Consider the following 26,370-nt stretch of genomic DNA (forward strand, 5'->3'; position numbering starts at 1 on the left):
CTTAGATCTTGTGCTGGTCGCTGTAAGGCACCAGGGCCAGGAAGCGGGCGCGCTTGATGGCGGTGTTCAGCTGACGCTGGAAGATGGCGCGCGTGCCGGTCAGGCGTGCGGGGATGATCTTGCCGTTTTCGGCAATGAAATCACGCAGCGTATCGACATCCTTGTAATCGATTTCTTCAACACCGGTCACCGTGAAGCGGCAAAAGCGCTTGCGCTTGAACAGCAGGGACTGGGTGTTGCGCTTTGGGCGCTTGTCTTTGTTGAACTTCTTGAACGTGGCCATTGCGGACCCCTTGAAAATTAATTTTGTTGAATATCCTGGATGTGCAGTACTGCGGTCTTGCCATTGCGCGGGTTGGCCAGAAATCCATGGAAAGTCCAGAGACTTCCGATGTTCTGCCGTGCCAGTCGCTCGGCCATCGCTCCAAAGGCAATGGCTTTCATGGCAGCCTTGACTTCGCGGGGGTGGCCTGCCTCGGTTTGCTGGGACTCGTGTTCGAGGCGCAGCGTGAGGGCAGGCAATCCGGCGGGCGTGTAGCGCAGGGGTTCAGCCTCTGCGATACAGGCGGTCAAGGCAACGCGGTTCTCCACTCCAACGGGCTAGATCAGCGCTCGGCGCGATCTGGGCGCTCGCCGCGCTCACCACCGGCCGCTGCATATTCAGCTTGGCTGGCCTTGCGGGCTTCTTCGCGCTCGACGGTCTTCATCATGGAAGATGGGCCCGTATCGGCCTTCTTCTTCTGAACCGTCAGGTGGCGCAGCACGGCGTCGTTGAACTTGAAGGCGTGCTCCAATTCAGCCATCACGGCCTGATCGGCTTCGATGTTCACGCACAGGTAATGGGCCTTGGCCAGCTTGTTGATCAGGTACGCCAGTTGACGGCGGCCCCAGTCTTCCACGCGGTGCACCTTGCCACCGCCAGCGGTGATCATGCCCTTGTAGCGCTCCAGCATGGCTGGAACTTGCTCGCTTTGATCCGGATGGATCAACAAAATGATTTCGTAATGACGCATGCATACTCCTTTTGGGTAAGACCACCCACTGCGTCTTGAAGTGGTGTGGCAAGGGAAAGCCTGCGATTATAGCCCGGCCTGCGTCGCTTGTACACTCAGTGCTTCGCCGTCCCTGTCCAGGCGTACAAAAAGATGGCATAGATGTCTCCAGCCCCTTGCAAAACCAGTGGCTGGGCCGACATGCAATACAACAATCCGCGATGCATACGGGGCCCGAGAGACCATACCCATGGTGCAGACCTTGATTTGTGGTGTCACGCCCCCAGATCCCGCGCGTACCGTTCATTTACTTCCAGACCAAGACATGTCCGACACCAGCCAAACCACCCCCGCACAGAGCGCCCCCGCCCCCGAAGAAGTCGAAGCCGCCATGGCTGCCCACGCCTCTGACGAGTTGGCACGCCTGCAGGGCGAGTTGGCCGAGCTCAAGGCCAAAAGCGCTGATCTGGCCGACCAGTTCCTGCGCGCCAAGGCCGAGGCCGAAAACGCCCGCCGCCGCGCCGAAGACGAGGTTTCCAAGGCCCGCAAATTCGGTATCGAGAGTTTTGCCGAGAGCCTGCTGCCCGTGGCCGACAGCCTGGATGCCGCCCTGGCCATCAAGGAAGCTACGCCCCAGCAGCTGCGCGAAGGCGCCGACGCCACCCTGCGCCAGCTGACGTCGGCACTGGAGCGCAACAAGGTGATTGCCATCAACCCGGCCGCTGGCGCCAAGTTCGATCCGCACCAGCACCAGGCCATCAGCGTGGTGCCTGCCGAGCAGGAAGCCAACACCGTGGTGGCCGTGCTGCAAAAGGGCTATGTGATCGCCGAGCGCGTGCTGCGTCCGGCCCTGGTCACGGTGACGGCTCCCAAGTAAGCCTCAAAAAAATCGACCCGGAAGACTTGAACCACACCAAGTTATCCACAAGTTACTAGCCATCCAAACCATTCAAGCATTCGGAGAAAAATCATGGGAAGAATCATCGGCATTGACCTGGGTACGACCAACAGCTGCGTCTCCATCATGGAGGGCAACACGACCCGCGTGATCGAAAACAGCGAAGGTGCACGCACCACGCCCTCCATCGTGGCCTACCAGGAAGACGGCGAGATCCTCGTCGGTGCCTCGGCCAAGCGCCAGGCCGTGACCAACCCCAAGAACACGCTGTACGCCGTCAAGCGCCTGATCGGCCGCAAGTTCACCGAAAAAGAAGTGCAAAAGGACATCGACCTGATGCCCTACAAGATCGTGGCCGCCGACAACGGCGACGCATGGATCGAAGTGCGCGGCAACAAGCTGTCGGCCCAGCAAGTGTCTGCCGACATCCTGCGCAAGATGAAGAAGACGGCTGAAGACTACCTGGGCGAGCCCGTGACGGAAGCCGTCATCACCGTGCCCGCGTACTTCAACGACGCACAGCGCCAAGCCACCAAGGACGCTGGCCGTATTGCGGGCCTGGACGTCAAGCGCATCATCAACGAACCCACCGCTGCGGCTCTGGCCTTTGGCCTGGACAAGCAGGAAAAGGGCGACCGCAAGATCGCCGTGTATGACCTGGGCGGCGGCACGTTCGACGTGTCCATCATCGAAATCGCCGATGTGGACGGCGAAAAGCAGTTCGAAGTGCTGTCGACCAACGGCGACACCTTCCTGGGCGGCGAAGACTTCGACCAGCGCATCATCGACTTCATCATTGACGAGTTCAAGAAGGAGTCGGGCGTCAACCTCAAGAATGACGTGCTGGCCCTGCAGCGCCTGAAGGAAGCGGCCGAGAAAGCCAAGATCGAACTGTCGAACTCGGCCTCGACAGACATCAACCTGCCCTACATCACGGCAGACGCATCGGGCCCCAAGCACCTGAACATCAAACTGACCCGCGCCAAGCTGGAACAACTGGTGGAAGAGCTGATCGAGCGCACCATCGCTCCTTGCCGCATGGCCATCAAGGACGCTGGCGTGTCGGTGTCTGACATCCATGACGTGATCCTGGTCGGCGGCATGACCCGGATGCCCAAGGTGCAGGAAAAGGTCAAGGAATTCTTCGGCAAGGACCCCCGCAAGGACGTGAACCCTGACGAAGCCGTGGCCGTGGGCGCCGCCATCCAGGGCCAGGTGCTGTCGGGTGACCGCAAGGACGTGCTGCTGCTGGACGTGACACCCCTGTCGCTGGGTATCGAAACCCTGGGCGGTGTCATGACCAAGATGATCACGAAGAACACGACCATCCCGACGAAGTTCGCACAGACCTTCTCGACGGCCGATGACAACCAGCCTGCCGTGACCATCAAGGTCTACCAGGGCGAGCGCGAAATCGCTACCGGCAACAAGCTGCTGGGCGAATTCAACCTGGAAGGCATTCCACCGGCAGCCCGCGGTGTTCCGCAGATCGAAGTGTCGTTCGACATCGACGCCAACGGCATCTTGCACGTGGGCGCCAAGGACAAGGGCACGGGCAAGGAAAACAAGATCACCATCAAGGCCAACTCGGGCCTGTCGGAAGAAGAAATCCAGCAGATGGTGAAGGACGCCGAACTGAATGCGGCCGACGACAAGAAGAAGCTGGAGCTGGTGCAAGCCCGCAACCAGGGTGAAGCCGCCGTGCACAGCGTGAACAAGAGCCTGGCCGAACACGGCGACAAGCTCGACGCAGGTGAAAAGGACGCGATCACTGCCGCAGTCAAGGCACTGGAAGAAGCCTTGAAGGGCGAAGACAAGGCCGCGATTGACGAAAAGACCACGGCGCTGATGGCTGCCAGCCAGAAGCTGGGCGAAAAGATGTACGCCGAGTCCCAGGCAGCGCAAGCTGCTCAGGCAGCCGGGGGTGCTGAGGCCGCAGGCGCGTCGGCTGGTGGCGCGTCCGCCAAGCCCGCAGACGACGACAACGTCGTCGATGCCGAGGTGAAGGAAGTCAAGAAGGGCTGAGCACGCCGCCGTTGACCCCAGCCGCCGCGCGGGGCCCTTGACGGGGCTTGCGCGGCGTTCCTGTTCCAACCGGGCTCAGAATGACCATGTCCAAAAGAGACTTTTACGAAATCCTGGGCGTTCCCAAGAACGCCTCGGACGAAGAAATCAAGAAGGCCTATCGCAAGCTGGCGATGAAGCACCACCCTGACCGCAACCAGGGTGACGCAGCCAAGCCTGCCGAAGAGAAGTTCAAGGAGGCCAAAGAGGCCTACGAGATGCTCTCCGACCCGCAAAAACGTGCGGCCTACGACCAGTACGGCCACGCCGGGGTGGACCCCAACATGCGCGGCCCCGGCGGCGCGGGGGCGGAGGGCTTTGGTGGTTTTGCCGAGGCCTTTGGCGACATCTTCGGCGACATGTTTGGCCAGCAGGGCGGGCGTGGGCGCGGTGCCGGCGGCCGACAGGTGTACCGGGGCAGCGACCTCAGCTACGCCATGGAGATCACGCTGGAAGAAGCCGCGCGCGGCAAGGATGCGCAGATCCGCATCCCCTCGTGGGAGAGCTGCGACACCTGCCACGGCAGCGGTGCCAAGCCCGGCACCAGTGCCAAGACGTGTGGCACCTGCCAGGGCGCAGGCACGGTACAGATGCGCCAGGGCTTCTTCAGCGTGCAGCAGACCTGCCCGCACTGCCGGGGCACGGGCAAGATCATCCCCGAGCCGTGCACCACCTGCCACGGCCAGGGCAAGCTCAAGAAGCAAAAGACGCTGGAAGTGAAGATTCCTGCGGGCATCGACGACGGCATGCGCATCCGCTCCACCGGCAACGGCGAGCCGGGCACCAACGGCGGCCCGCCGGGTGACCTGTACATCGAAATCCGCCTGAAGAAACACGACATCTTCGAGCGCGATGGCGACGACCTGCACTGCCAGGTGCCCGTGAGCTTCATCACGGCAGCACTCGGCGGCGAGATCGAAGTGCCCACGCTGGCTGGCAAGGCAGCGATCGACATTCCTGAAGGCACCCAGGCCGGCAAGCAGTTCCGCCTGCGTGGCAAGGGCATCAAGGGCGTGCGTGCCAGCTACCCGGGCGATCTGTACTGCCACATCGCAGTCGAGACACCCGTCAAGCTGACCGAGCACCAGCGCAAGCTGCTGCGCGAACTGGAAGATTCGCTCAAGAAGGGCGGCGCCCGCCACTCGCCCAGCGGCGAGAGCTGGACGGACCGGCTGAAGAACTTCTTCAGCTGACCGCGCACCGGCATCCCATCGAAAACCGCTTGTGGCCTTTTGGCCCAGGCGGTTTTTTCTTGACGCAGGGCAAGAAACTCCCTAAGGCCCGTGCGATGCACGCACAGCGCAGTAGGATGGGTCTCATCGATGATCACCCGGGAGCTTGGGCACATGAACGTCAACATCACCTTCCTGGGCGGCTCCGGCACGGTCACCGGCTCCAAGTACCTGGTGCGTTACAACGGCAAGAGCCTCCTGGTCGATTGCGGCCTGTTCCAGGGCTACAAGCAGTTGCGCCTGCGCAACTGGCAGCCTCTGCCCGTCACGCCGCACCAGATCGACGCCGTGGTGCTGACCCATGCCCACCTGGATCACAGCGGCTACCTGCCGCTGCTGGCGCGCGACGGCTACACCCACGCCATCCACTGCACACCGGGCACACGCGACCTGTGCACCATCCTGCTGCCCGACAGCGGACACCTGCAGGAAGAAGACGCGGCCTTTCTCAACCGCCACCAGCTCAGCAGCCACAGCCCCGCCCTGCCCCTGTACACCCGGCTCGACGCGCTGCACTGCCTCAAGCAGTTCCAGATCCATCCATTTCACAAGGCGTTTGAGCCCCTGCCCGGCTGGCGTGTGACGTTTTCGCCCGCAGGCCACATCCTCGGAGCAGCCAGCGTGCTGCTGGAGGTGGGAGGCAGGCGCATTCTGTTTTCGGGCGACCTGGGGCGGCCCGATGACCTGATCATGAACCCGCCTGACGCGCCGCCCCAGGCCGACACCGTGCTCATCGAATCCACCTACGGCGACCGCGAGCACCCGCCCGAAGGCCCGCTCGATGAACTGGGCCCCGCCCTGCAGCGCCTGGCAGCGCGTGGCGGCATTGCCGTGGTGCCGGTGTTTGCCGTGGGGCGTGCACAGGTCGTGCTGCACGCGATTGGCCTGCTCAAGGCGCAGGGTGTGGTGCCCGCATCGCTCAAGGTGTTTCTGGACAGCCCCATGGCCGTCAGTACCACGGGGCTGTTCCAGCACCACATGCAGGAACACCGCCTGAGCGGCCGCGAGGTGCAGGCACTGGAGCATGGCGCCACCATGGTCCAGACGCCCGAGCAATCCAAGGGGCTGGCCAAGCTCCATGGCCCCATGGTCATCCTGTCGGCCAGCGGCATGGCCACCGGGGGACGCGTGCTGCACCACCTGGCACTGCACGCGGGCGACCACCGCAACATGATCATCCTGACCGGCCACCAGGCCCCAGGCACCCGTGGTGCGCGGCTGGCAGAGGGCGAAAAAACCATCCGTATCCACGGCCAGGACGTGGCCGTGCGCGCCGAGGTGGTTCGGCTGTCCTCTGCATCAGCCCATGCCGACGGCAACCAGCTCATCGCCTGGCTGCGCAGCATGGGGCACGCGCCGGACAAGGTGTACGTGGTGCATGGTGAAATGGGCGCGGCCGATCTGCTGCGTCAGCGCATTGAACATGAGCTGCGCTGGCGTGCCGCTGTGCCAGAGCACGGCAGCACCTGCACCGCCTGAGCCACGGTAGCTTTCTGGGCCTCAGCGGTTCTACCCTCGCGCAGAAGGGCAGTGCCGCCATCGCGTATCGCGATGTCAAAGCGGTAATAATGGGGAGAAAATAGGCAACCTTCTCATTTCGAGAAGTTAAAACCCCATGAAAAGCTCCGAGCGCAGTTTTGCGCGCCGTATCGACCTAACCTCGCTGCAACTGTTTGTGGCGGTGTGCGAGCTCGGCAGCATTGGCCGCGCGGCTGAGCGCGAATTCATTGCGGCATCGGCCGTCAGCAAGCGCCTGTCGGACCTGGAAACCGCCGTGGACACCGCCCTGCTCTACCGCCACAGCCGGGGCGTCACGCTCACACCCGCAGGCGAGAGCCTGCTGCACCATGCGCGCACCGTGCTGTTTGGCCTCGAACGCATGCAGGGCGAGTTGAGCGAATACGCCGACGGCGTGCGCGGCCATGTCCGCATGCACGCCAACATCTCGGCCATCTTCCAGTTCCTGCCCGAAGACCTGGGCGCCTTTGCGCGCGAGCACAGCCAGATCAAGATCGACCTGCAGGAGCACCTCTCCAGCGACGTGCTGCATGCCGTGCAGGAGGGCGCCGCCGACCTGGGCATCTGCAACATCGGCATGGCCAGTGGCAACGGTGCCCTGGAATTGCAAAGCCGCCCTTACCGCGCCGACAATCTGGTGCTCGTTGTACCCCTGGCGCACGACCTGTCTGCGCTGGACGCTATCAATTTTGAAGAAGTTCTGGACTGGGACATCGTGGGCCTGCATGCCAACAGCAGCATCAGCCTGGCCATGCGCGCCGCCGCAGCCGCCGCCGGGCGCCCGCTGCGACAGCGCATCCAGGTCACAGGGCTCGATGCCATGTGCCGCATGATCGACAACGGCCTGGGCGTGGGCCTGCTGCCCGACCGGGCGTTTGCACTGATGCGCGGCGTGGGCAACCTGCAAGCCATCCCGCTGACCGATGCCTGGGCCCACCGCGAGCTGCGCGTGGTGGCTCGCGACTTCGACGCCCTGCCCGTCACGGCCCGTTTGCTGGTGGAACACCTGTCACCCCGGCCAGACCCCGACACTAAAATCCAATCACCCACCTGAAAAGCAGAAAGAAAGCCACGCCATGGGACGCACCCTGTACGACAAGATCTGGGACGAGCATGTCGTCCATACCGAAGAGGACGGCACCTCCATCCTCTACATCGACCGCCATCTGGTGCACGAGGTGACCAGCCCCCAGGCGTTTGAAGGCCTGCGCGAGGCGGGCCGCAAGGTCTGGCGCATGAGCTCCATCGTGGCCACCGCCGACCACAACACGCCCACCACCGGCTGGGAAAACGGCTACGACGGCATCACCGACCCCATCAGCAAAGAGCAGATCACCACGCTGAACGACAACATGGCGCAGATCTCGCCCGCTGCGTTCTTCCCCTTCATGCACAAGCGCCAGGGCATCGTGCACGTCATCGGCCCTGAAAACGGTGCCACCCTGCCCGGCATGACGGTGGTGTGCGGCGACAGCCATACCAGCACGCACGGCGCGTTCGGCGCACTGGCCCACGGCATCGGCACCTCCGAGGTCGAGCACGTGATGGCCACACAGACGCTGCTGGCCAAGAAGGCCAAGAACATGCTGGTGCAGGTGGACGGCACGCTCGCCAAGGGCGTGACGCCCAAGGACGTGGTGCTGGCCATCATCGGCAAGATCGGCACGGCCGGCGGCACCGGCTACACCATCGAATTTGCAGGCTCCGTCTTCCGCGCGATGAGCATGGAAGGCCGCATGACCGTGTGCAACATGGCCATCGAAGGCGGCGCGCGCGCTGGCCTGGTGGCGGTGGACGACAAGACCATTGAATACGTCAGGGGCCGCCCCCTGTCGCCCACGGGCGTCGAATGGGACCAGGCCGTGGCGTACTGGAAGACGCTGCACTCCGATGCCGACGCGAAGTTCGACACCGTGGTGAAGCTCGACGCCTCCGAAATCGTGCCGCAAGTCACCTGGGGCACCTCGCCCGAGATGGTGCTGGGCGTGGATGCCCGCGTGCCGGACCCCGACAAGGAAAAGGATGCCAACAAGCGCGGCGCCATCGAGCGCGCCTTGACCTACATGGGCCTGCAGCCCGGCAAGGCGATCAACGACATCACCATCGACAAGGTGTTCATCGGCAGTTGCACCAACAGCCGCATCGAAGACATGCGCGAAGCCGCTGCTGTGGTCAAGAACCTGGGCCGCAAGGTGGCCAGCAACGTGAAGCTGGCCATGGTGGTTCCCGGCTCGGGCCTCGTCAAAGAGCAGGCCGAGCGCGAAGGCCTGGACAAGATTTTTGTGGCCGCAGGCTTTGAGTGGCGCGAGCCCGGCTGCAGCATGTGCCTGGCCATGAACGCCGACCGCCTGGAGCCGGGCGAGCGCTGCGCATCCACCAGCAACCGCAACTTCGAAGGCCGCCAGGGCGCTGGTGGCCGCACCCATCTCGTCAGCCCCGCCATGGCAGCAGCCGCTGCCGTGCACGGTCATTTTGTGGACATTCGCCAATTCGCCTGAAGGAGCCCGCCATGAAGAAAATCGCCGCCATCCTCATCGCACTGTCTGCCGCCTTGCTGCTGGGCGGATGCAACACCGTCAAGGGCGTAGGCCAGGACGTTCAACGGGCAGGGGGCGCACTCGAACGCGCCGCCAACAAGTAACAAGGCACCCATGCAGAAATTCACCTTACTCAAGGGCCTGGTGGCCCCGATGGACCGCGAGAACGTCGATACCGACGCGATCATCCCCAAGCAGTTTTTGAAGTCGATCAAGAAGACCGGCTTTGGCGTGAACCTTTTTGACGAATGGCGCTACCTGGACCACGGCGAGCCAGGCCAGGACCCGGCCAGCCGCAAGCCCAACCCCGACTTCGTGCTGAACCAGCCGCGCTATGCAGGCGCTTCCATCCTGCTGGCGCGCAAGAACTTCGGCTGCGGCTCCAGCCGCGAACACGCGCCCTGGGCACTGGACCAGTTCGGCTTTCGCGCCGTGATCGCGCCGAGTTTTGCCGACATCTTCTTCAACAACTGCTTCAAGAACGGCCTGCTGCCTATCGTGCTGCCCGAGGCAACGGTGGCCCAGCTGTTCGATGAAGTGCACGCCTTCCCCGGCTACCAACTCACCATCGACCTGGAGCGCCAGGTCATCGCGCGTCCTCAGGGCGAAGAGATTCCGTTCGACGTGCAGGCCTTCCGCAAGTACTGCCTGCTCAACGGCTTCGACGACATCGGCCTGACCCTGCGCCAGTCCGACAAGATCAAGGCGTTTGAAGCGCAGCGCCTGGCGACCAAGCCCTGGCTTGCGCACACCATGGTGTCGTAAGACACCGCAGGCATCAAAAAATATCATTTAAATTAGGCTCTAGCGCTTTATCCATAAGCGGTAGCAGCTATCAAAATCAAAGCAAATTCAATGAAAATCGCAGTTCTGCCGGGTGACGGCATCGGTACCGAAATCGTCTCCGAAGCCGTGAAGGTTCTGGAAGCCCTGGACCTGAAGTTCGAGATGGAATCTGCCCTGGTCGGCGGCGCCGCCTATGAGGCCCACGGCCACCCGCTGCCCGAATCCACCCTGAAACTCGCCAAGGAAGCCGACGCCATCCTGTTCGGCGCTGTGGGCGACTGGAAGTACGACAAGCTCGACCGCCCCCTGCGCCCCGAGCAGGCCATCCTGGGCCTGCGCAAGAACCTGGGCCTGTTCGCCAACTTCCGCCCCGCCATCTGCTACGAGCAACTGGTGGGCGCATCGAGCCTCAAGCCCGAGCTGATCGCGGGCCTCGATATCCTCATCATCCGCGAACTGACGGGCGACATCTACTTTGGCCAGCCGCGTGGTCGCCGCGTGGCCACCGATGGCCACTTCCCCGGTGCCGAGGAAGCCTTCGACACCATGCGCTACAGCCGCCCCGAGATCGAGCGCATCGCCCACGTCGCCTTCCAGGCCGCTCGCAAGCGCAACAAGAAGGTCACCAGCGTGGACAAGGCCAACGTGCTCGAAACCTTCCAGTTCTGGAAGGATGTGGTCACCGACGTGCACAAGGAATACCCCGACGTCGAGCTGCAGCACATGTACGTGGACAACGCCGCCATGCAGCTGGTCAAGGCCCCCAAGGCGTTTGACGTGGTGGTGACCGGCAACATGTTCGGCGACATCCTGTCGGACGAAGCCTCCATGCTCACTGGCTCCATCGGCATGCTGCCCTCGGCCAGCCTGAACAGCAGCAACCAGGGCCTGTACGAACCGAGCCACGGCAGCGCCCCCGACATCGCCGGCAAGGGCGTGGCCAACCCGCTGGCCACCATCCTCTCGGCCGCGATGATGCTGCGCTTCAGCCTGAACCAGGAAGCCGCCGCCCAGCGCATCGAAACCGCCGTGCAAAAGGTGCTGGCGCAGGGCCTGCGCACGCCCGATATCTACAGCGAAGGCACCACCAAGGTGGGTACGGCGCAGATGGGCGATGCAGTGGTGAAGGCGCTGACCGCCTGATCCCCCGCTCAGCGGTCACAAAAAAAGCGCCGGACACTCCCGGCGCTTTTTTATTGTGGAGCCGGGGTACTGCCCGTACCGCCTACAGCCACCCGTTGTCGATGAATTCGATGATGGCGTAGCGCCGGTTCTCCAGCGGCCGCTCGCGCACGGCTGCCACGATGTGCGCAACGCCCTCCGCATACGGCGCATCGCCATAAACACGGGTTTCCAGCGTCACGCTGCAAGCCCCATCCTCTATCAGGACCTGGTGGTAGGCATGGCGGCCAAGATGTTCTGGGGGAATCTGCAGCACGCGCTGCTGAACCTCGGCATCGCGCACGGACCGGATATCACTGGGCACCAGACCCAGCGCCTGCGCCATGCTCACGGCCGTGCCCGGCACCGACGACTTCTGAGCCTGGTGCGATTCGGTCAGCCCGATGCGATAGCCACGGAACAAGTGCCCACTGCGCTCCAGCATGGCCATGAACTTGAGCATGAGAAGGTTGGTGTTGGGACACAGGACCACGGGAAAACCTACAGCCAGGTGTTCCAGCGCTGATCCCGTGGACAGCTCCACCAGCGCAGAGCACGTGGATTCACAGAACGCGCTCACCGCTTGTAGCTCCCGGCCCGAGCCTGCATGCACCACCACCGATTTTTCTGCAGGCAGCCCCTCGGCAGCCCAGGGCACAACCTGCCCTGCGTCCCCAGAGGGCAGCGCCCCCAACAGCTCCCTGGCCAGCTTGCCAGACCCCACAACGATGACTTGCATTTTTCCACTCTCGATGAATCGCAGACAAAGCGATAGGCAGGACTGTAGTGCGGTGCAGACCCTGGGCGCAGGCTCCCCCCCAAGTCATTGGCTTTTTTCTACCGTCTATCCCGCCGATCGCTCCCCAGAGATGCCTGTTGGAACAACGGCACAGAGCCCAAAGCCCGCATCCGCTACAATCTTCGCCTATGTTTGCCGCCCACACGTTCGCCCTGAACATTGCACCCGCCGCCACGGCCGGTGTGGCTGCGCGCGCAACCATCACCAAAACCACGACCATTAAGGGCTGACTCAGCCTGGTTCGTCGTGCGCCCTTCCTGGCCAGACGAGCCAGGCGAGCAGTCCGGTCTGGCACTGTTTCTTACTTAGAAAGGGCGTTGAAATGAGCAAGTTGGTAGGGTTGGTCGGCTGGCGCGGCATGGTCGGCTCGGTCCTGATGGACCGTATGGAACAAGAGAAGGACTTCGATCTGATCGAACCCATGTTCTTCTCCACCTCGAACGCAGGCGGCAAGGCCCCTGCCCAAGCCAAGAACGAGACTGCACTGCAGGATGCGTTCAACATCGAGGCTCTCAAGCGCTGCGAAATCATCATCACCGCCCAGGGCGGTGACTACACCTCTGAAGTGTTCCCAAAGCTGCGCGCCGCCGGCTGGAACGGCCACTGGATCGATGCCGCCTCCACCCTGCGCATGGACAAGGACGCCGTGATCATTCTCGATCCGGTCAACATGCCCGTCATCAAGAACGCCCTGGCCAACGGCGGCAAGAACTGGATTGGCGGCAATTGCACCGTGAGCTGCATGCTGATGGGCGTGGGCGCTCTGTACAAGGCAGGTCTGGTGGAATGGATGAGCACCCAGACCTACCAGGCAGCATCAGGCGGCGGCGCGCAGCACATGCGCGAGCTGCTCACGCAGTACGGCACGCTGAACGCCGAAGTGCGCGCGCTGCTCGACGATCCCAAGAGCGCCATCCTGGAAATCGACCGCAAGGTCATCGCAAAGCAGCGCAGCCTGTCAGCCGCTGAAACCGCCAACTTCGGCGTACCGCTGGGCGGCTCGCTGATCCCCTGGATCGACAAGGACCTGGGCAACGGCATGTCCAAGGAAGAGTGGAAGGGCATGGCCGAGACGAACAAGATCCTGGGTATGGGCGAGGGCTTCAACGCCTCCGCCATTCCCGTCGATGGTTTCTGCGTGCGCGTGGGCGCCATGCGCTGCCACAGCCAGGCGCTGACGTTCAAACTCAAGAAGGATGTGCCCGTGGCCGACCTCGAAGCCATGATCGCCGCCGACAACCAGTGGGTCAAGGTGGTGCCCAACACCCGTGAAGCCACCATCCAGGACCTGACCCCCGTGGCGGTGACCGGCACCATGAACATCCCCGTGGGCCGCATCCGCAAGCTGGCCATGGGCCCTGAATATGTGGGCGCCTTCACCATTGGCGATCAGCTGCTCTGGGGCGCCGCCGAGCCCCTGCGCCGCATGCTGCGCATCTTGCTCGACGCCTAAGCCAGCAATCCCCAAAAAGCGCGCACGGCCCTCGCCGTGCGCGCTTTTTTACGCCCGGCACCTTGACACACTCAGTTACGCCACGTTGGCAATTGGCAACATTTGAATGCCCCAATCTGGTGCGTCTGAACCTCGCTCAAAGCTTCGGAGCCACCTCAGCTTGTCAGTGCAAAACATTGATGCTATGGTGCTTTTTACATATTTTCACGCGCCGGGGCGGGACCAGACCATGAGAAAAAAAGCACCGCTCGACCGAGCCGCACAAAAACCTAATCAGTTGTTGGCAAACATGCATCGTTGGAAATTTTCTGTCCTGGCGGCTGCGGCCGTAGCGTCGGCTGGCTTTTACGCTGGCGACGCCTCGGCCCTGGCGTTGGGCCGCATCACCGTGCAGTCTGCCTTGGGCGAGCCTTTGCGCGCCGAAATTGACCTGCCCCAGATCACCCCCGCCGAAGCCGACACCCTGCGCGCTACGACGGCTACCCCGGAAGTTTTTCGCGCCCAGGGCATGGAATACACGCCCGCGATCAACAACCTGCAAATCCAGCTGCAGCGTCGCCCAGACGGCACCGCCGTGCTGCGTCTGACGAGTGATCGCCCGGTGAACGACCCCTTCCTTGATCTGGTGCTGGACGCCAACTGGGGCTCGGGCCGCATTGTGCGCAGCTATACCATGCTGTTTGACCCGCCAGCACTGCGCCGCGCAGCACCGAATGTGACGGCGTCCCCTCAGATCTCGGCACCTGCTGCCCCATCGGCGCCCGCCGTGCGCGCACCGGTCGCCCCGCGCGCCACCGAATCCTCTGCCGCTGCTGCACCGCCAGCACCACGCCCGGCAGCAGCTGCCCCTCGTCCAGCCCCCGCAGACGGCGTCAAAGTGCAGGCCGGTGACACCGCTGGCCGCCTGGCGAATGCCTACCGCCCCGCCAGCGTGTCTCTGGATCAGATGCTGGTTGCCATGATGCGCGCGAACCCGGACGCATTCATTCAAGGCAATGTCAATCGCCTCAAAGCTGGCGCGGTATTGCAGATGCCCGATGAAGTTGCGGCGCAGGCAACCCCAGCCCCCGAGGCACGCCAGATCCTGGCAGCCCAGGCCAAGGATTTCAACGAATTCCGCCGCAAGCTGGCAGGTGCCGCCCCGACCACGGCAGTGGCCGCTGCAGAGCGCTCTGCGTCAGGAACGGTGCAGACCCGCGTGGAGGACAAGAAACCTGCCACGACCGCACCCGACAAGCTGACGCTGTCCAAAGGCTCCGTGAAGGGCCAGAAGGCCGCCGAGGACCAGCTCGCCAAGGACAAGCAAGCCAGCGAGGCCGCCACCCGGATGGCCGAACTGTCCAAGAACATTACCGACCTGAACAAGCTGGGCGCAGCATCGGCCGCTGCTGGCAGTGCAGCGCCCGCTGGCGGTGCCAGCGCCCCCGCTGGCGTGGCCGTGCAGGCCCCCGCAGTCCCCGCCACGCCTACAGCACCCGCCGCGCCTGAAACACCTGCGTCGGCCCCCGTGCCCCCAGCCAGTGCCCCAGCGGATGTTGCCGTTCCTGCCGAGGCGGCCTCCGAACCCGCCTCTGCACCGGCTCCCGTCGCATCCGCACCCGCAGCCCCCGTACGGATGCCTGCGCCAGCACCAGCCCCTGTTGAAGAGCCGAGTTTCCTGTCCGGCCTCATGGACGATCCGATCCTGCCCTTGGCCGGTGGTGGCCTGCTGGCCCTGTTGCTGGGTTATGGCGCTTACCGTGTGGTGCAGCGTCGCCGCCAGAACGCTGGCGTAGACAGCTCGTTCCTGGAAAGCCGCATCCAGCCTGATTCATTCTTCGGTGCCAGCGGCGGACAGCGCGTGGATACCGCCAACAGCGAAATGACGACCGGCTCGTCCATGGCCTACTCCCCGAGCCAGCTCGATGCTGGCGGCGATGTGGATCCCGTGGCGGAGGCAGACGTTTATTTGGCCTATGGCCGCGACCTGCAGGCCGAGGAAATCCTGAAGGAAGCGATTCGCCACAATCCGGCCCGCGTGTCGGTCCATGTGAAGCTCGGCGAAATTTACGCCAAGCGCCAGGATCGCAAGGCACTGGAAGCGGTGGCAGGGGATGTGTTCAAGCTGACGCAGGGCGAAGGCCCGGACTGGAACCGCATTGCCGAACTCGGCCGCGACCTGGACCCCGAAAACCGCTTGTACCAGCCTGGCGGCCGCCCCGGCATGGCCGAGGACGAATCTCCATCGCTGCCCCCAGGTGGCTTCCCGAGCACCTTCACGGGCGGTGCTGGCAATGCGGCGGCCACAGCGGCACTCCCCCCCGATCTCGACCTGGATCTCGATCTGGACCTGCCAGATGACGCACTGACCGACGCTCCCTCGGTGGCACCAGCACCCCCAGGCGGGTTTGCAGCGGCTGCCGCTGCAGCAGCGGCCGCAGGTGGCACCCGTCGCACTACGGACGCCGATGCCAGCGATGAACCACAAACACTGCGCCCAGAACTGGATTTGCCAGAGCTGCCCTCTGCAACGGCACCAGCCTGGGGTGGTCAAGATACAGCCCCCGGCCCGATGATGGCCCCTCCGCCCGTCGCCAACCTCGACTTCCCGAGCGCAGACGACCTGAGCATGGCGCCATCTGGCCCCATGCCGCTGGCAGGCGACGCCAAGGATTCCGGCCCCATGGAATTTGATCTGGGCGAACTGTCTCTGGACCTGAACGCACCGTCCAAGCCCATGGCAGCCCCCGCGGCCAAGGCACCCGCTCCGGCACCCGAGTTCGTCGATGACGGCTCGGCTGCGGCGCAGGATGATCCGCTGGCTACCAAGCTGGCATTGGCCGAAGAGTTCAACGCCATTGGCGACACCGACGGTGCTCGCACGCTGATCGAAGAAGTGGTGGCCGAATCCAGCGGCGCCCTCAAGACCCGCGCCCAGCGTATGCTGGCCGAACTGGGCTGATGCAGCCGGGTTCTCTCACGGCGCGCTTTCCCCACCCCCAGGCCGCCCCATGATGCGGGTGGCGCTGGGTGTCAGCTACAACGGACAGGCCTACAGCGGCTGGCAAAGCCAGTTGTCGGGCAACACGATTCAGGACAAACTCGAAGCGGCCCTGGGCCGCTTTGCCACGCACCCTGTCAGCACTTTGTGTGCAGGCCGTACCGACGCAGGTGTGCATGGATTGATGCAGGTGGTGCACTTTGACACGCCGCTGAACCGCCCGCCCTCCTCCTGGGTACGGGGTACCAACACCTTTCTTCCTGCCGATATTGCCGTGCAATGGGCGCAGCCCGTGCCGGACGGCTTCCATGCCCGCGCCAGCGCGATCGCGCGGCGCTATGCCTATGTGCTGCTGCAGTCCCCCGTGCGGCCGAGTGTGGACGCCGGTCGCGTGGGCTGGGTTTTCCATCCGCTGGACCACCAAGCGATGCGGCAAGCTGCGGACTACCTGCTGGGCGAGCACGACTTCACCTCGTTTCGTGCGTCGGCGTGCCAGGCCAAGTCCCCCGTCAAGACCCTGCAGCGCATCGACATTACGCGCCGGGGTCTGGGAGAACCACACCCGGAGCTGGGCTGGAGCCCCTGCTACTGGCGCTTTGAGTTCGAAGCCAACGCGTTTTTGCACCACATGATCCGCAACATCATGGGCTGCCTAATTGCCGTGGGCCAGGGCAACCAGCCTCCTGAATGGGTGGCGCAGGTGCTCGCCGCCAAATCCCGCGATGCGGCAGCGCCCACGTTTTCGCCGGATGGGCTGTTTTTTCAAGGCCCGGTCTATGACGCCGCCTGGGGCTTGCCCCAGCGCACGGCTGCGTATGATTGGTTGCCATGAACGCACAAGACATCTCCAAGCTGCCGCATGCACGCACCCGCATCAAAATCTGCGGCCTGACCCGCGAGCAGGACGTGGATGCCGCAGTGGCGGCAGGCGCCGATGCAGTGGGTTTCGTGCTGTATGCCCCCAGCCCGCGTGCGGTAACACCCGAACGCGCAGCACAACTGGCCAGACGCCTGCCGCCCTTTGTCACACCAGTTTTGCTGTTCGTGAACGAGCCCGCTACCAATGTGATAGCTACCAGCGCTTTGATAGCAGGCGCTACGATCCAGTTTCACGGTGATGAATCTCCCCAGGATTGCCTGGCCGCCACCCACCAAGGCGCACGCCCCTACCTGCGAGCCGCCCGAATTCCCCTGGGCGACGGTGCGGCCAGCTTTGACCTCGTAAAATACGCCCACGATTACTCTCACGCCCAGGCCATCCTGCTCGACGCCCATGTCGAAGGTTTTGGCGGCAGCGGCAAGGCATTCAATTGGTCACTCCTTCCACCAAGCGTCAGCTCTCACCTCGTTTTGTCTGGTGGACTCACGCCTGCAAACGTGACCGATGGCATTTTGCAAGTCCGTCCGCGGGGTCTCTCGCTGGCGGTTGATGTCAGTTCCGGCGTCGAAGCCGATGGCCCCGATGGAAAGCCCATCAAGGGCATCAAAGACGCACTGAAGATCCAACGCTTCGTTGCCGCCGTGCGGGCGGCCGATGCACAACTTGCAAAGAATCCCCATGAATTCCTATCAGCAACCTGATACTTCCGGCCATTTCGGCCCCTACGGCGGCAGCTTCGTCAGCGAAACCCTGACCCACGCCATCCAGGAACTGCGCGATGCCTACGCGCGCTACCAAAACGACCCCGTGTTTCTGGCCGAGTTTCACTACGAACTCAAGCACTTCGTCGGTCGCCCATCACCCATCTACCACGCAGCCCGTACCAGCCGCGAAATGGGTGGCGCGCAGATCTACCTCAAACGTGAGGACCTGAACCACACCGGCGCTCACAAGATCAACAACGTGATTGGCCAGGCCATGCTGGCCAAGCGCATGGGCAAGCCCCGCGTGATTGCAGAAACGGGCGCAGGTCAGCACGGCGTGGCCACGGCCACCATCTGCGCGCGCTATGGCCTGGAATGCGTGGTGTACATGGGTGCAGAGGACGTCAAGCGCCAAAGCCCCAACGTGTACCGCATGAAACTGCTGGGCGCCACGGTGGTGCCCGTGGAATCGGGCAGCAAGACGCTGAAAGATGCGCTCAACGAGGCCATGCGCGACTGGGTGGCCAATGTGGACAACACCTTCTACATCATCGGCACGGTGGCAGGCCCACACCCCTACCCCATGATGGTGCGTGACTTCCAGAGCGTGATCGGCAAGGAGTGCATCGACCAGATGCCCGCCATGTTGGCAGAGCAAAAGGCGCTGGGCGACCAGCCCGATGCCGTGATCGCCTGCGTGGGTGGCGGCAGCAACGCCATGGGCATCTTCCACCCCTACATCCCGTTCGAGAAAACGCGCCTCATTGGCGTGGAAGCCGCAGGCGAAGGGCTGGAGTCGGGCAAACACTCGGCATCGCTGCAAAAGGGCAGCGCGGGCGTGCTGCACGGGAACCGCACCTTCATCCTGCAGGACGACAATGGCCAGATCACAGAAACCCACAGTATCAGTGCAGGGCTGGACTATCCGGGCGTGGGCCCGGAGCACGCCTGGTTGCAGGAAATCGGGCGTGCCGAATACGTCGGCATTACCGACAAGGAGGCTCTGGAAGCCTTCCACTACCTGTGCCGCACCGAGGGCATCATCCCCGCGCTCGAATCCAGCCATGCCGTGGCCTACGCCATGAAACTGGCCAAAACCATGCGCCCTGACCAATCGATCCTGGTCAACCTCTCGGGCCGTGGTGACAAGGACATTGGCACCGTGGCCGACCTGAGCGGCGCCGATTTTTACTGCCGACCCAGCTGCCAGGGGCAGTCCGTCAAGGGCGGCGAGCAATCCATCAAGGTGGTGAAGTAAATGAGCCGTATTGCATCCACCTTCTCTGCCCTGCAAGCGCAGGGCCGCAAGGCACTGATTCCCTATGTGACCGCTGGTTTCCCGTTCGCCGACATCACCCCTGCACTCATGCACGGCATGGTGGAGGCCGGTGCCGACGTGATTGAGCTGGGCGTGCCCTTTTCCGACCCCATGGCCGATGGCCCGGTGATTCAAAAGGCGGGCGAAAAAGCCCTCAGCCTGGGCATTGGCATGGTGCAGGTGCTCGACCATGTGCGCGAGTTCCGCAAGCGCAACAGCACCACACCCGTGGTGCTGATGGGCTATGCCAACCCCGTGGAGCGCTACGACCAAAAGCACGGTGCAGGCGCCTTTGTGCGCGATGCGGCGGCCGCTGGCGTGGACGGCGTGCTCATCGTGGACTACCCACCCGAAGAGTGCGAGGCCTTTGCGGCCAGCCTGCGTGAGCACGGCATGGACCTGATCTTCCTGCTGGCCCCCACCAGCACCGATGAGCGCATGGCCCAGGTGGCGCGCGTGGCCAGCGGCTACGTGTACTACGTGTCGCTCAAGGGCGTGACCGGCTCGGGCGCGCTGGACACCTCGGCCGTGGAGCAAATGCTGCCTCGCATCCGCCAGCATGTGACGATCCCCGTGGGTGTGGGCTTTGGAATTCGCGACGCCGCCACCGCCCAGGCGATTGGCAAGGTGGCCGATGCGGTGGTCATTGGCAGCCGCATCATCCAGCTGATTGAAGACCAAGAGCACGCCAAGGTGGTGCCAATCACGATCGACTTCCTGCGCGGCATCCGCAAGGCAATGGACGCGTAGACGCATAATGCAGCCCGGCGCGCCGCCCTCATCGGGGCACGGGCGCGCCACAGATTCCACCCGGCCTGCCCCCTGCGGCGCCCCAGCGCCCCGGCAGGCCGAGCCACTGAAGAGGAGAACACCATGTCCTGGCTCGAAAAACTTCTGCCCTCCAAGATCCAGCAAACCGACCCCACCGAGCGCCGCCAGGTGCCTGAAGGGCTGTGGATCAAGTGCCCGAGCTGCGAAACGGTGCTCTACAAGGCCGATCTGGAGCAAAACCAGAACGTTTGCCCCCATTGCAGCCACCACCACCGCATTGGCGCGCGCGCGCGGCTGAACGCTTTTCTGGACGCCGAAGGCCGCTATGAAATCGGCCAGGAAGTGCTGCCTGTGGATGCCCTCAAGTTCAAGGACAGCCGCAAATACCCCGAGCGCCTGAAGGAAGCCCTGGAAAACACGGGTGAAACCGATGCCCTCATCGTCATCGGTGGGGCGGTCAAGAGCATCAACGTGGTGGCAGCGTGCTTTGAGTTCGACTTCATGGGCGGCTCGATGGGCTCCGTGGTGGGCGAGCGTTTTGTGCGCGGCGTGGAAACCGCCATCGAGCAGAAAGTGCCCTTCATCTGCTTTACCGCCACCGGCGGCGCACGCATGCAGGAAGGCCTGCTGTCCCTGATGCAGATGGCCAAGACCAACGCAGCCCTCACGCGCTTGGCCAAGAAGGGCCTGCCCTACATCAGCGTGCTGACCGACCCGACCATGGGCGGCGTGAGCGCAGGTTTTGCGTTTGTGGGCGACATCGTGATTGCCGAGCCCAAGGCCCTGATCGGCTTTGCCGGACCGCGTGTGATCGAATCCACCGTGCGCGTAACGCTGCCCGAAGGCTTCCAGCGCGCCGAATTCCTGCAAACCAAGGGCGCCGTGGACTTCATTTGTGACCGCCGTGAACTGCGCAACACCGTGGCCAGCAGTCTGGCCATGCTGCAGCGTTTGCCTGCTGACGCAGTGATGTAACACCACCGGGTGGGTGCGTGCGCAAAGCCTCGTGCTGAGGTGATGCGCCCGCCAAAGCCGCGAAAACACTATTTTTTTGATAGCTGCTAGCGCTTTATGGATAAGCGCTAAGGGTCGATTTCACTGATATTTTGGTGTCAGATATCTATTGCCGCGCATCATGCGCAGCCGCCGAAACCGGCGCGGCCCCAACCAGGGACGGCAAGCAAGAGCCGCCCCGCAGCAAGGCCGTCGTCCCCCTGGGGGGAAGGCGCCGAAGGCGACTCAGGGGGGCACCTCCAGCGGGACTATCTCATGACGCTGGCCTGCAAATGGCCCAGCACGATCATCGCCACCTGCAGCAACACCAGCACGGCCAGCGGCGACAGGTCGATACCGCCCACCAGCGGGATGATGCGGCGAAACGGCCGCAGGATGGGCTCGCACAGCCGGGCAATCACATCGGCCAGGGGTGACCGCGCCTGCACCCACGACATCACGGCATAGACGATCAACAAGCCAATCAGCCCCGACACCGCCACCCGCGCGAGGCCAAACAATGCCAGCCACGGCAGCCAGGCCCATGCCGAGGCGGCGCCCAGCAGCAGGGTCAGCAAAAAATACTGCGCCAGCTGCAGCAACACGGCTGCCACCAGGCTCGACACATCCCAGCGCCCCACCGGGGGGATCACGCGGCGCAGCGGCATGATCAGCCAGTCCGTCAGCGCAAAAACCAGCCCGCCGACGGGGTTGGAAAACGGCACGCGCTGCCACTGCATGTACAGCCGCAACAGGCATGCCCCGGTGAGCAGGCCACCAACAACGTCGAGCAGGAAAGAGGCGATCTGGTAGAGCATGGATGAGACAAAAATATGGGGCCGCCGCGAAAGCAGGCTGCGCCATGGGATGATAGCGAGCCAAGGTATCCCTCCTTTCATGACACAACCCCTCACCCTGTCATCCTTGCCCCTTTTCCCTCTGGGCTCCGTGCTGTTCCCAGGTGGTCTGCTGGCCCTGCGCGTGTTCGAAGTGCGCTACCTGGACATGGTGCGCAAGTGCCATCAGGCGGGCGCCCCCTTTGGCGTGGTCGCCCTCACGCAAGGCCGCGAAGTGCGCCAGGCGGGCGCGCCTGAAGAACAGTTCAACGATGTGGGCACCCTGGCCGTCATCGAGCAGATCGACACCCCGCAGCCTGGCCTGATCACACTGCTGTGCCGTGGCAGCCAGCGCTTTCGCATCACCCAGCGCAGCCACCTGCCCCATGGCCTGTGGATCGCCGATGTGGGGCACATCGACCCGGATCTGATGGTGCCAATCCCGCAAGACCTGAGAAAGGCATCGACAGCCCTCGCCCAGGTGCTGCACACCCTGAAGCAGCGTGACCCCGAAACTCCGACTGCGATTGTCCCCACGGCAGCCCAGCTGGACGACTGCGGATGGGTGGCCAACCGCTGGTGCGAGCTTTTGCCCGTGCCCCTGGAACTCAAGCAGCGCCTGATGGAGCTGGACAACCCGCTGGTGCGGCTGGAACTGGTGGGCGATGTGCTGGAGCGGACCGGGATTGCGCCCACGCAATGAGCCGCCGAATCGCTACTGCCCCCTCTTCTTCTCATAGCCCATGCTGAACCGCATCCTGGGCTGGTCCCGCGCAGCCAAGCGCATGGTGGTGGTGGCCATGGACATCTGTCTGGGTGTCATCGCGATGTGGCTGGCCTTCACGCTGAGGCTGGAGACGCCCCACTGGCCCTCAGGCATGCAGTGGCTTGCGTATGCGCTGGCGCCCGCCCTTGCGTTTCCGATTTTTGCCAAGCTGGGGCTTTACCGCGCCATCTTCCGCTACACGGGGATCACGGCGCTCATCACCACGGGCAAGGCCGTGGCCATCTACGGTGCCCTGTTGCTGGGCTGCCTGCTGGCCGCCCAGTGGGAGGGCGTTCCGCGCAGTGTCGGCATTCTCCAGCCCCTGCTGTTCATGCTGCTGGTCGGTGCCAGCCGCGCACTGGGCTGGCTGGCGCTGGCAGGGCGCAGCAGCCATGCGCCGTACCGACTGCTGATCTACGGCGCTGGCAGTGCCGGCGCACAGACGGCTGCGGGGCTGGGCAGCATGCGCCAGTACCTGCTCAAAGGGTTTGTGGACGACGATGCCAGCAAGATCGGGCGCAGCATCAACGGCGTGCGTGTGCACGCCTCCAACGCGCTGCCCGAGGTGGTACGCCGCCTTGGCATCACCGACGTGCTGCTGGCGCTGCCCAGCACCACGCGCGAGCGACGGCGGCAGATCATCGAAAGCCTGCGCGAGTTGCCCGTCCGGATCCGCACGCTGCCGGGCCTGTCGGACCTGGCCAGCGGCCGGGTGACCGTCACGGACTTCCAGGACCTTGAAATCGAAGACCTGCTGGGCCGGGAGCCAGTGGCGCCGGACCCAGGATTGCTGGGGCGCAATCTGGCGGGCACCGTGGTCCTGGTCACCGGCGCGGGCGGCAGCATTGGCAGCGAACTGTGCCGGCAGATCGTGCGCGAAGGGCCGCGCCAGTTGCTGCTGGTGGACCATAGCGAATACGCGCTGTACTCCATCCACCACGAATTGGCGGCGCTGGTGCACCAGGGCGAGCATGCATGTGCGCTGGTGCCCCTGCTCGCCAGCGTCACCCACAAGGCGCGCATGGCAGACATCTGCCGACAATACCGGCCCACATCCATCTACCATGCGGCCGCCTACAAGCACGTGCCCATGGTGGAGGCCAACGCGGGCGAAGGTATTTTGAACAACGTGTTTGGCACCTTGAACATGGTGCAGGTGGCGCTGGAGTGCGGTGCCAACCATTTCGTGCTGATTTCCACCGACAAGGCCGTGCGCCCGACCAACATCATGGGCGCCACCAAGCGTGTGGCAGAGATGGTGCTGCAAGCAATTGCAGCGTCGCCCCGAGCGCCTTTCCCGCAGCTTGCCGACAGCTCACCCGCCTGGACTTGCCCCACCCGCCTGTCGATGGTGCGCTTTGGCAATGTACTGGGCTCTAGTGGCAGCGTGATACCGCTGTTTCGCAAGCAGATCGCGGCCGGTGGCCCCCTTACCGTGACGCACCCGAACGTCACGCGCTACTTCATGACCATTGCCGAAGCCGCCCAGCTGGTACTGCAGGCAGGGGCGATGGCCGAGGGCGGCGACGTGTTCCTGCTGGACATGGGCGAGCCTCTACAGATTCTGGAATTGGCAGAGCGCATGGTGGCCCTGTCGGGATTGACGGTGCGCGACGATCTGCACCCCGAAGGAGACATCGAAATCGTTTTCACCGGGCTGCGCCCGGGTGAAAAACTTTTCGAGGAACTGCTGATTGGAGACAATCCCTTTCCCACCGACCACCCCCGCATCCTGCGGGCGCGTGAAGAATACCGACCCTGGGAGGAGCTGCAGACCTTGCTCCAGGCATTGCAGAAGGCAGCCCAAGCGGGCGACCCCATCGCCATGACCGCTCTGCTGCGACAGCTGGTGCCTGGCTACCACCCCGAAACGCAACCCGTACTGCCATGAAGTCGGGACTTGTACGGGCAACGCTGACCCTGCTCACGGGCAGCGTTGCAGCTCACGCCATCCCGCTGGTGCTGGGCCCCGCACTCACACGCCTCTACAGCCCTGAGGACTTCGGACAGTTTGCACTGCTGTGGGCGCTGGCCACCAACCTGGCGGTGGTGGGCTGTGCGCGCTATGAATTCGCGCTCCCCCTCGAAAGCACCGAGCCGCGCGCCGCCCAGCTCATGGCGCTGTGCGCTCGCATCTTGCTCGCTGTCACCACGGCATCTGCTGCAGTCGCAGCCGTGCTTCTGCTGTGGCGCGGCATGCCGATGGTGTGGGCGCTGCCATTGGCGGTGTTCGCAGGCGGTGCTGTGCAATGGCTCACGCTGTGGGCGACACGGTCCCAACGCTTTGGTCTGCTGTCGGCGGCCAGGCTGCTGCAACAAGGCGGTGGCGCCATCCTGCAATTGCTGTTCGGATTCATGAAGACCGGCCCGCTGGGTCTGGTGCTGGGCGCCACATTGGCCAGCCTGGGCGCGGCATGGATGCTGGCCAAGCCTGCCCCTGCGGGTGGCTGGGTGGGTCTGTGGCGCCAGCCGTTGGCCACACTCCGGTCCATGGCCCAACAGCACCGGGACTTTCCGTTGCTCAACACACCCCACGCTTTCATGGGGGCGCTGCAGGACACCCTGACTCTGGTGCTGGTGGCGGCCTGGACTGGAGACGCCGCAGCGGGGTTCTGGGCGCTGGCGCTGCGCTACCTCAAGGCCCCCGCGACCCTCATCGGCGGGGCCTTGTCGCAAACCCTGTACCCCTGCCTTCTGAAGGCGCAGAGCCCCAACGAAGCGCGCACCCTGGTGCGCCAGGCCATGATGGGGCTGGCCGCCCTGGCCTGCCCGCTGGCGGCAGTGCTGCTTGCCTGGGGCCCGGACATCTTTTCCCTGGCCTTTGGCGACCAATGGGCGCAGACCGGGGAACTGGCCCGGGCCATTGCGCCGTACATCGCCGTGCATTTCATGGCATCGCCCCTCGCGGTGGTCACCATGGCCTGGGGCGCGCAGGCCTGGGCGCTGCGCCTGGCGTTGGTTGGACAATGCCTGTTTTTTGCGGGCCTGCTGCTGGGCCTCCATCTGGGCGGGCTGACCGGCGCCGGATGGGGCGTGTCAGCAAGCATGCTGGCCTACTTTGCCTACTATTTCTGGGCGTTGGCAAACTGGAAGGACATCCCCCATGAGAGCCGTGCTTAACCGCTGGCGCCGCCGGATCTGGCAGGCGCTGTTCTACCGCATGGTGTTCGGGGAAAGCGACCACCTGGGCCGCAGCCTGCCCCACACCCGCATTGCCCCCAGCACCTGCATCGAAGGCGCCAAGGGGCTGCGGCTTTCCGACCACGTGTTCATTGGGCAATTCAACTTCATCGACGCCACGGCAGGCCTGCAGATTGGGCAAGGGGTACAAATCACCAACTTCGTCAGCATCGTCACCCACAGCTCCCACCGCGCCATTCGCCTTCTGGGCAGTGGCTACGCCGTCCACGACGGCCCCAAGCCTGGCTACATCAGCGCCCCTGTGGAGATCGGCGCCTACACCTTCATCGGACCCCACAGCCTGATCGAAGCGGGCGCGCGCATCGGCAAAGGCGTTGTGGTGTGCGCCTACGCGCAGGTGCGCGGCGAAGTGCCCGACTTCGCCATCATGGCAGGGGCCCCCGCGCGCCAGATTGGCGATGTGCGCGAGCAGGATGAGCGCCTGCTGTTGCAGCACCCGGAACTGCGCCCACACTACGAATCCTGGACACGGGCAAGCTGA

The 26,370-nt window shown here is 64.0% G+C and carries 25 protein-coding genes; 20 read left to right on the forward strand and 5 right to left on the reverse strand.

Annotated elements, in window-relative coordinates; genetic code table 11:
* Position 1: 1 nt before the first annotated feature.
* From rpsR to rpsF, 3 genes are read right to left on the reverse strand one after another with little or no spacing between them, the layout of a single operon-like run.
* Positions 2-283: a 30S ribosomal protein S18 gene (gene rpsR / locus ACODS0_RS00660; protein WP_005795932.1), complete on the reverse strand. Its 282-nt coding sequence runs from the start codon at positions 281-283 to the stop codon at positions 2-4.
* Between the two features lie 17 nt (positions 284-300).
* Positions 301-591, reverse strand: a complete 291-nt coding sequence (gene priB, locus ACODS0_RS00665) for a primosomal replication protein N (RefSeq protein WP_121420739.1) — start codon at positions 589-591, stop codon at positions 301-303.
* A 14-nt stretch (positions 592-605) separates the two neighbouring features.
* Positions 606-1,013 carry a 30S ribosomal protein S6 gene (gene rpsF, locus ACODS0_RS00670; RefSeq protein ID WP_055399389.1) on the reverse strand — a complete coding sequence of 136 codons (408 nt, stop codon included), beginning with the start codon at positions 1,011-1,013 and terminating at the stop codon, positions 606-608.
* 304 nt (positions 1,014-1,317) lie between these two features.
* On the opposite strand from rpsF, the gene grpE reads away from it, so the two are divergent.
* The 9 genes from grpE (at position 1,318) to leuB (ending at position 11,170) form a co-directional block, all read left to right on the forward strand.
* Complete coding sequence (grpE, locus tag ACODS0_RS00675; RefSeq protein WP_121420740.1) at positions 1,318-1,869, forward strand: nucleotide exchange factor GrpE; 552 nt, start codon at positions 1,318-1,320, stop codon at positions 1,867-1,869.
* Positions 1,870-1,962: 93 nt separating this feature from the next.
* Entirely contained in the window at positions 1,963-3,915 is a 1,953-nt protein-coding gene (dnaK, locus tag ACODS0_RS00680) for a molecular chaperone DnaK (protein ID WP_121420741.1), read from the forward strand.
* Between the two features lie 86 nt (positions 3,916-4,001).
* Entirely contained in the window at positions 4,002-5,147 is a 1,146-nt protein-coding gene (dnaJ, locus tag ACODS0_RS00685) for a molecular chaperone DnaJ (protein ID WP_055399485.1), read from the forward strand.
* A gap of 153 nt (positions 5,148-5,300) precedes the next feature.
* Positions 5,301-6,665, forward strand: coding sequence for an MBL fold metallo-hydrolase (locus tag ACODS0_RS00690; protein WP_488832042.1), 1,365 nt, complete (start codon positions 5,301-5,303; stop codon positions 6,663-6,665).
* Positions 6,666-6,801: 136 nt separating this feature from the next.
* A complete protein-coding gene (locus tag ACODS0_RS00695) occupies positions 6,802-7,758 on the forward strand; it encodes a LysR family transcriptional regulator (protein WP_176886611.1) in 957 nt (318 codons plus the stop codon).
* A 22-nt stretch (positions 7,759-7,780) separates the two neighbouring features.
* Positions 7,781-9,202 carry a 3-isopropylmalate dehydratase large subunit gene (gene leuC, locus ACODS0_RS00700; RefSeq protein WP_121420744.1) on the forward strand — a complete coding sequence of 474 codons (1,422 nt, stop codon included), beginning with the start codon at positions 7,781-7,783 and terminating at the stop codon, positions 9,200-9,202.
* Positions 9,203-9,213: 11 nt separating this feature from the next.
* Positions 9,214-9,345 carry an entericidin A/B family lipoprotein gene (locus ACODS0_RS00705; RefSeq protein WP_055399399.1) on the forward strand — a complete coding sequence of 44 codons (132 nt, stop codon included), beginning with the start codon at positions 9,214-9,216 and terminating at the stop codon, positions 9,343-9,345.
* Between the two features lie 10 nt (positions 9,346-9,355).
* Positions 9,356-10,006, forward strand: coding sequence for a 3-isopropylmalate dehydratase small subunit (leuD, locus tag ACODS0_RS00710; RefSeq protein ID WP_488832044.1), 651 nt, complete (start codon positions 9,356-9,358; stop codon positions 10,004-10,006).
* A 90-nt stretch (positions 10,007-10,096) separates the two neighbouring features.
* Complete coding sequence (gene leuB / locus ACODS0_RS00715) at positions 10,097-11,170, forward strand: 3-isopropylmalate dehydrogenase (RefSeq protein ID WP_218300569.1); 1,074 nt, start codon at positions 10,097-10,099, stop codon at positions 11,168-11,170.
* 82 nt (positions 11,171-11,252) lie between these two features.
* Here the strand turns inward: leuB and ACODS0_RS00720 are convergent, their stop codons facing one another.
* Entirely contained in the window at positions 11,253-11,927 is a 675-nt protein-coding gene (locus ACODS0_RS00720) for a dihydrodipicolinate reductase C-terminal domain-containing protein (protein ID WP_055399406.1), read from the reverse strand.
* A gap of 382 nt (positions 11,928-12,309) precedes the next feature.
* On the opposite strand from ACODS0_RS00720, the gene asd reads away from it, so the two are divergent.
* The 7 genes from asd (at position 12,310) to accD (ending at position 21,068) form a co-directional block, all read left to right on the forward strand.
* Positions 12,310-13,440 carry an aspartate-semialdehyde dehydrogenase gene (asd, locus tag ACODS0_RS00725; RefSeq protein WP_121505776.1) on the forward strand — a complete coding sequence of 377 codons (1,131 nt, stop codon included), beginning with the start codon at positions 12,310-12,312 and terminating at the stop codon, positions 13,438-13,440.
* Between the two features lie 289 nt (positions 13,441-13,729).
* Complete coding sequence (locus ACODS0_RS00730; RefSeq protein ID WP_218300565.1) at positions 13,730-16,381, forward strand: motility hub landmark protein FimV; 2,652 nt, start codon at positions 13,730-13,732, stop codon at positions 16,379-16,381.
* A gap of 52 nt (positions 16,382-16,433) precedes the next feature.
* A complete protein-coding gene (truA, locus tag ACODS0_RS00735; RefSeq protein ID WP_218300681.1) occupies positions 16,434-17,252 on the forward strand; it encodes a tRNA pseudouridine(38-40) synthase TruA in 819 nt (272 codons plus the stop codon).
* Positions 17,249-18,001 carry a phosphoribosylanthranilate isomerase gene (locus ACODS0_RS00740; RefSeq protein WP_436129935.1) on the forward strand — a complete coding sequence of 251 codons (753 nt, stop codon included), beginning with the start codon at positions 17,249-17,251 and terminating at the stop codon, positions 17,999-18,001. Before truA ends, ACODS0_RS00740 begins: the two co-directional genes overlap by 4 nt.
* Positions 17,979-19,262 carry a tryptophan synthase subunit beta gene (gene trpB / locus ACODS0_RS00745; protein ID WP_488832048.1) on the forward strand — a complete coding sequence of 428 codons (1,284 nt, stop codon included), beginning with the start codon at positions 17,979-17,981 and terminating at the stop codon, positions 19,260-19,262. Before ACODS0_RS00740 ends, trpB begins: the two co-directional genes overlap by 23 nt.
* Positions 19,263-20,072, forward strand: a complete 810-nt coding sequence (gene trpA, locus ACODS0_RS00750) for a tryptophan synthase subunit alpha (protein WP_121505772.1) — start codon at positions 19,263-19,265, stop codon at positions 20,070-20,072.
* 123 nt (positions 20,073-20,195) lie between these two features.
* Positions 20,196-21,068: an acetyl-CoA carboxylase, carboxyltransferase subunit beta gene (gene accD / locus ACODS0_RS00755; RefSeq protein WP_121505771.1), complete on the forward strand. Its 873-nt coding sequence runs from the start codon at positions 20,196-20,198 to the stop codon at positions 21,066-21,068.
* A 287-nt stretch (positions 21,069-21,355) separates the two neighbouring features.
* On the opposite strand, the gene ACODS0_RS00760 is transcribed toward accD, so the two are convergent.
* Positions 21,356-21,904, reverse strand: a complete 549-nt coding sequence (locus ACODS0_RS00760) for a YggT family protein (RefSeq protein ID WP_176886618.1) — start codon at positions 21,902-21,904, stop codon at positions 21,356-21,358.
* A gap of 79 nt (positions 21,905-21,983) precedes the next feature.
* Here ACODS0_RS00760 and ACODS0_RS00765 point away from each other — a divergent pair, with 79 nt between their 5' ends.
* From ACODS0_RS00765 to ACODS0_RS00780, 4 genes are read left to right on the forward strand one after another with little or no spacing between them, the layout of a single operon-like run.
* Positions 21,984-22,625 (forward strand): LON peptidase substrate-binding domain-containing protein, encoded by a 642-nt coding sequence (locus tag ACODS0_RS00765; RefSeq protein WP_121505770.1) that lies wholly within the window; start codon positions 21,984-21,986, stop codon positions 22,623-22,625.
* A gap of 40 nt (positions 22,626-22,665) precedes the next feature.
* Complete coding sequence (locus tag ACODS0_RS00770) at positions 22,666-24,579, forward strand: polysaccharide biosynthesis protein (protein ID WP_487260751.1); 1,914 nt, start codon at positions 22,666-22,668, stop codon at positions 24,577-24,579.
* Positions 24,576-25,808 (forward strand): lipopolysaccharide biosynthesis protein, encoded by a 1,233-nt coding sequence (locus ACODS0_RS00775; RefSeq protein ID WP_488832051.1) that lies wholly within the window; start codon positions 24,576-24,578, stop codon positions 25,806-25,808. Before ACODS0_RS00770 ends, ACODS0_RS00775 begins: the two co-directional genes overlap by 4 nt.
* A complete protein-coding gene (locus tag ACODS0_RS00780; RefSeq protein WP_488832053.1) occupies positions 25,792-26,370 on the forward strand; it encodes an acyltransferase in 579 nt (192 codons plus the stop codon). The genes ACODS0_RS00775 and ACODS0_RS00780 overlap by 17 nt, the downstream gene beginning before the upstream one ends.

It is taken from the genome of Acidovorax sp. FG60 (assembly GCF_057808995.1).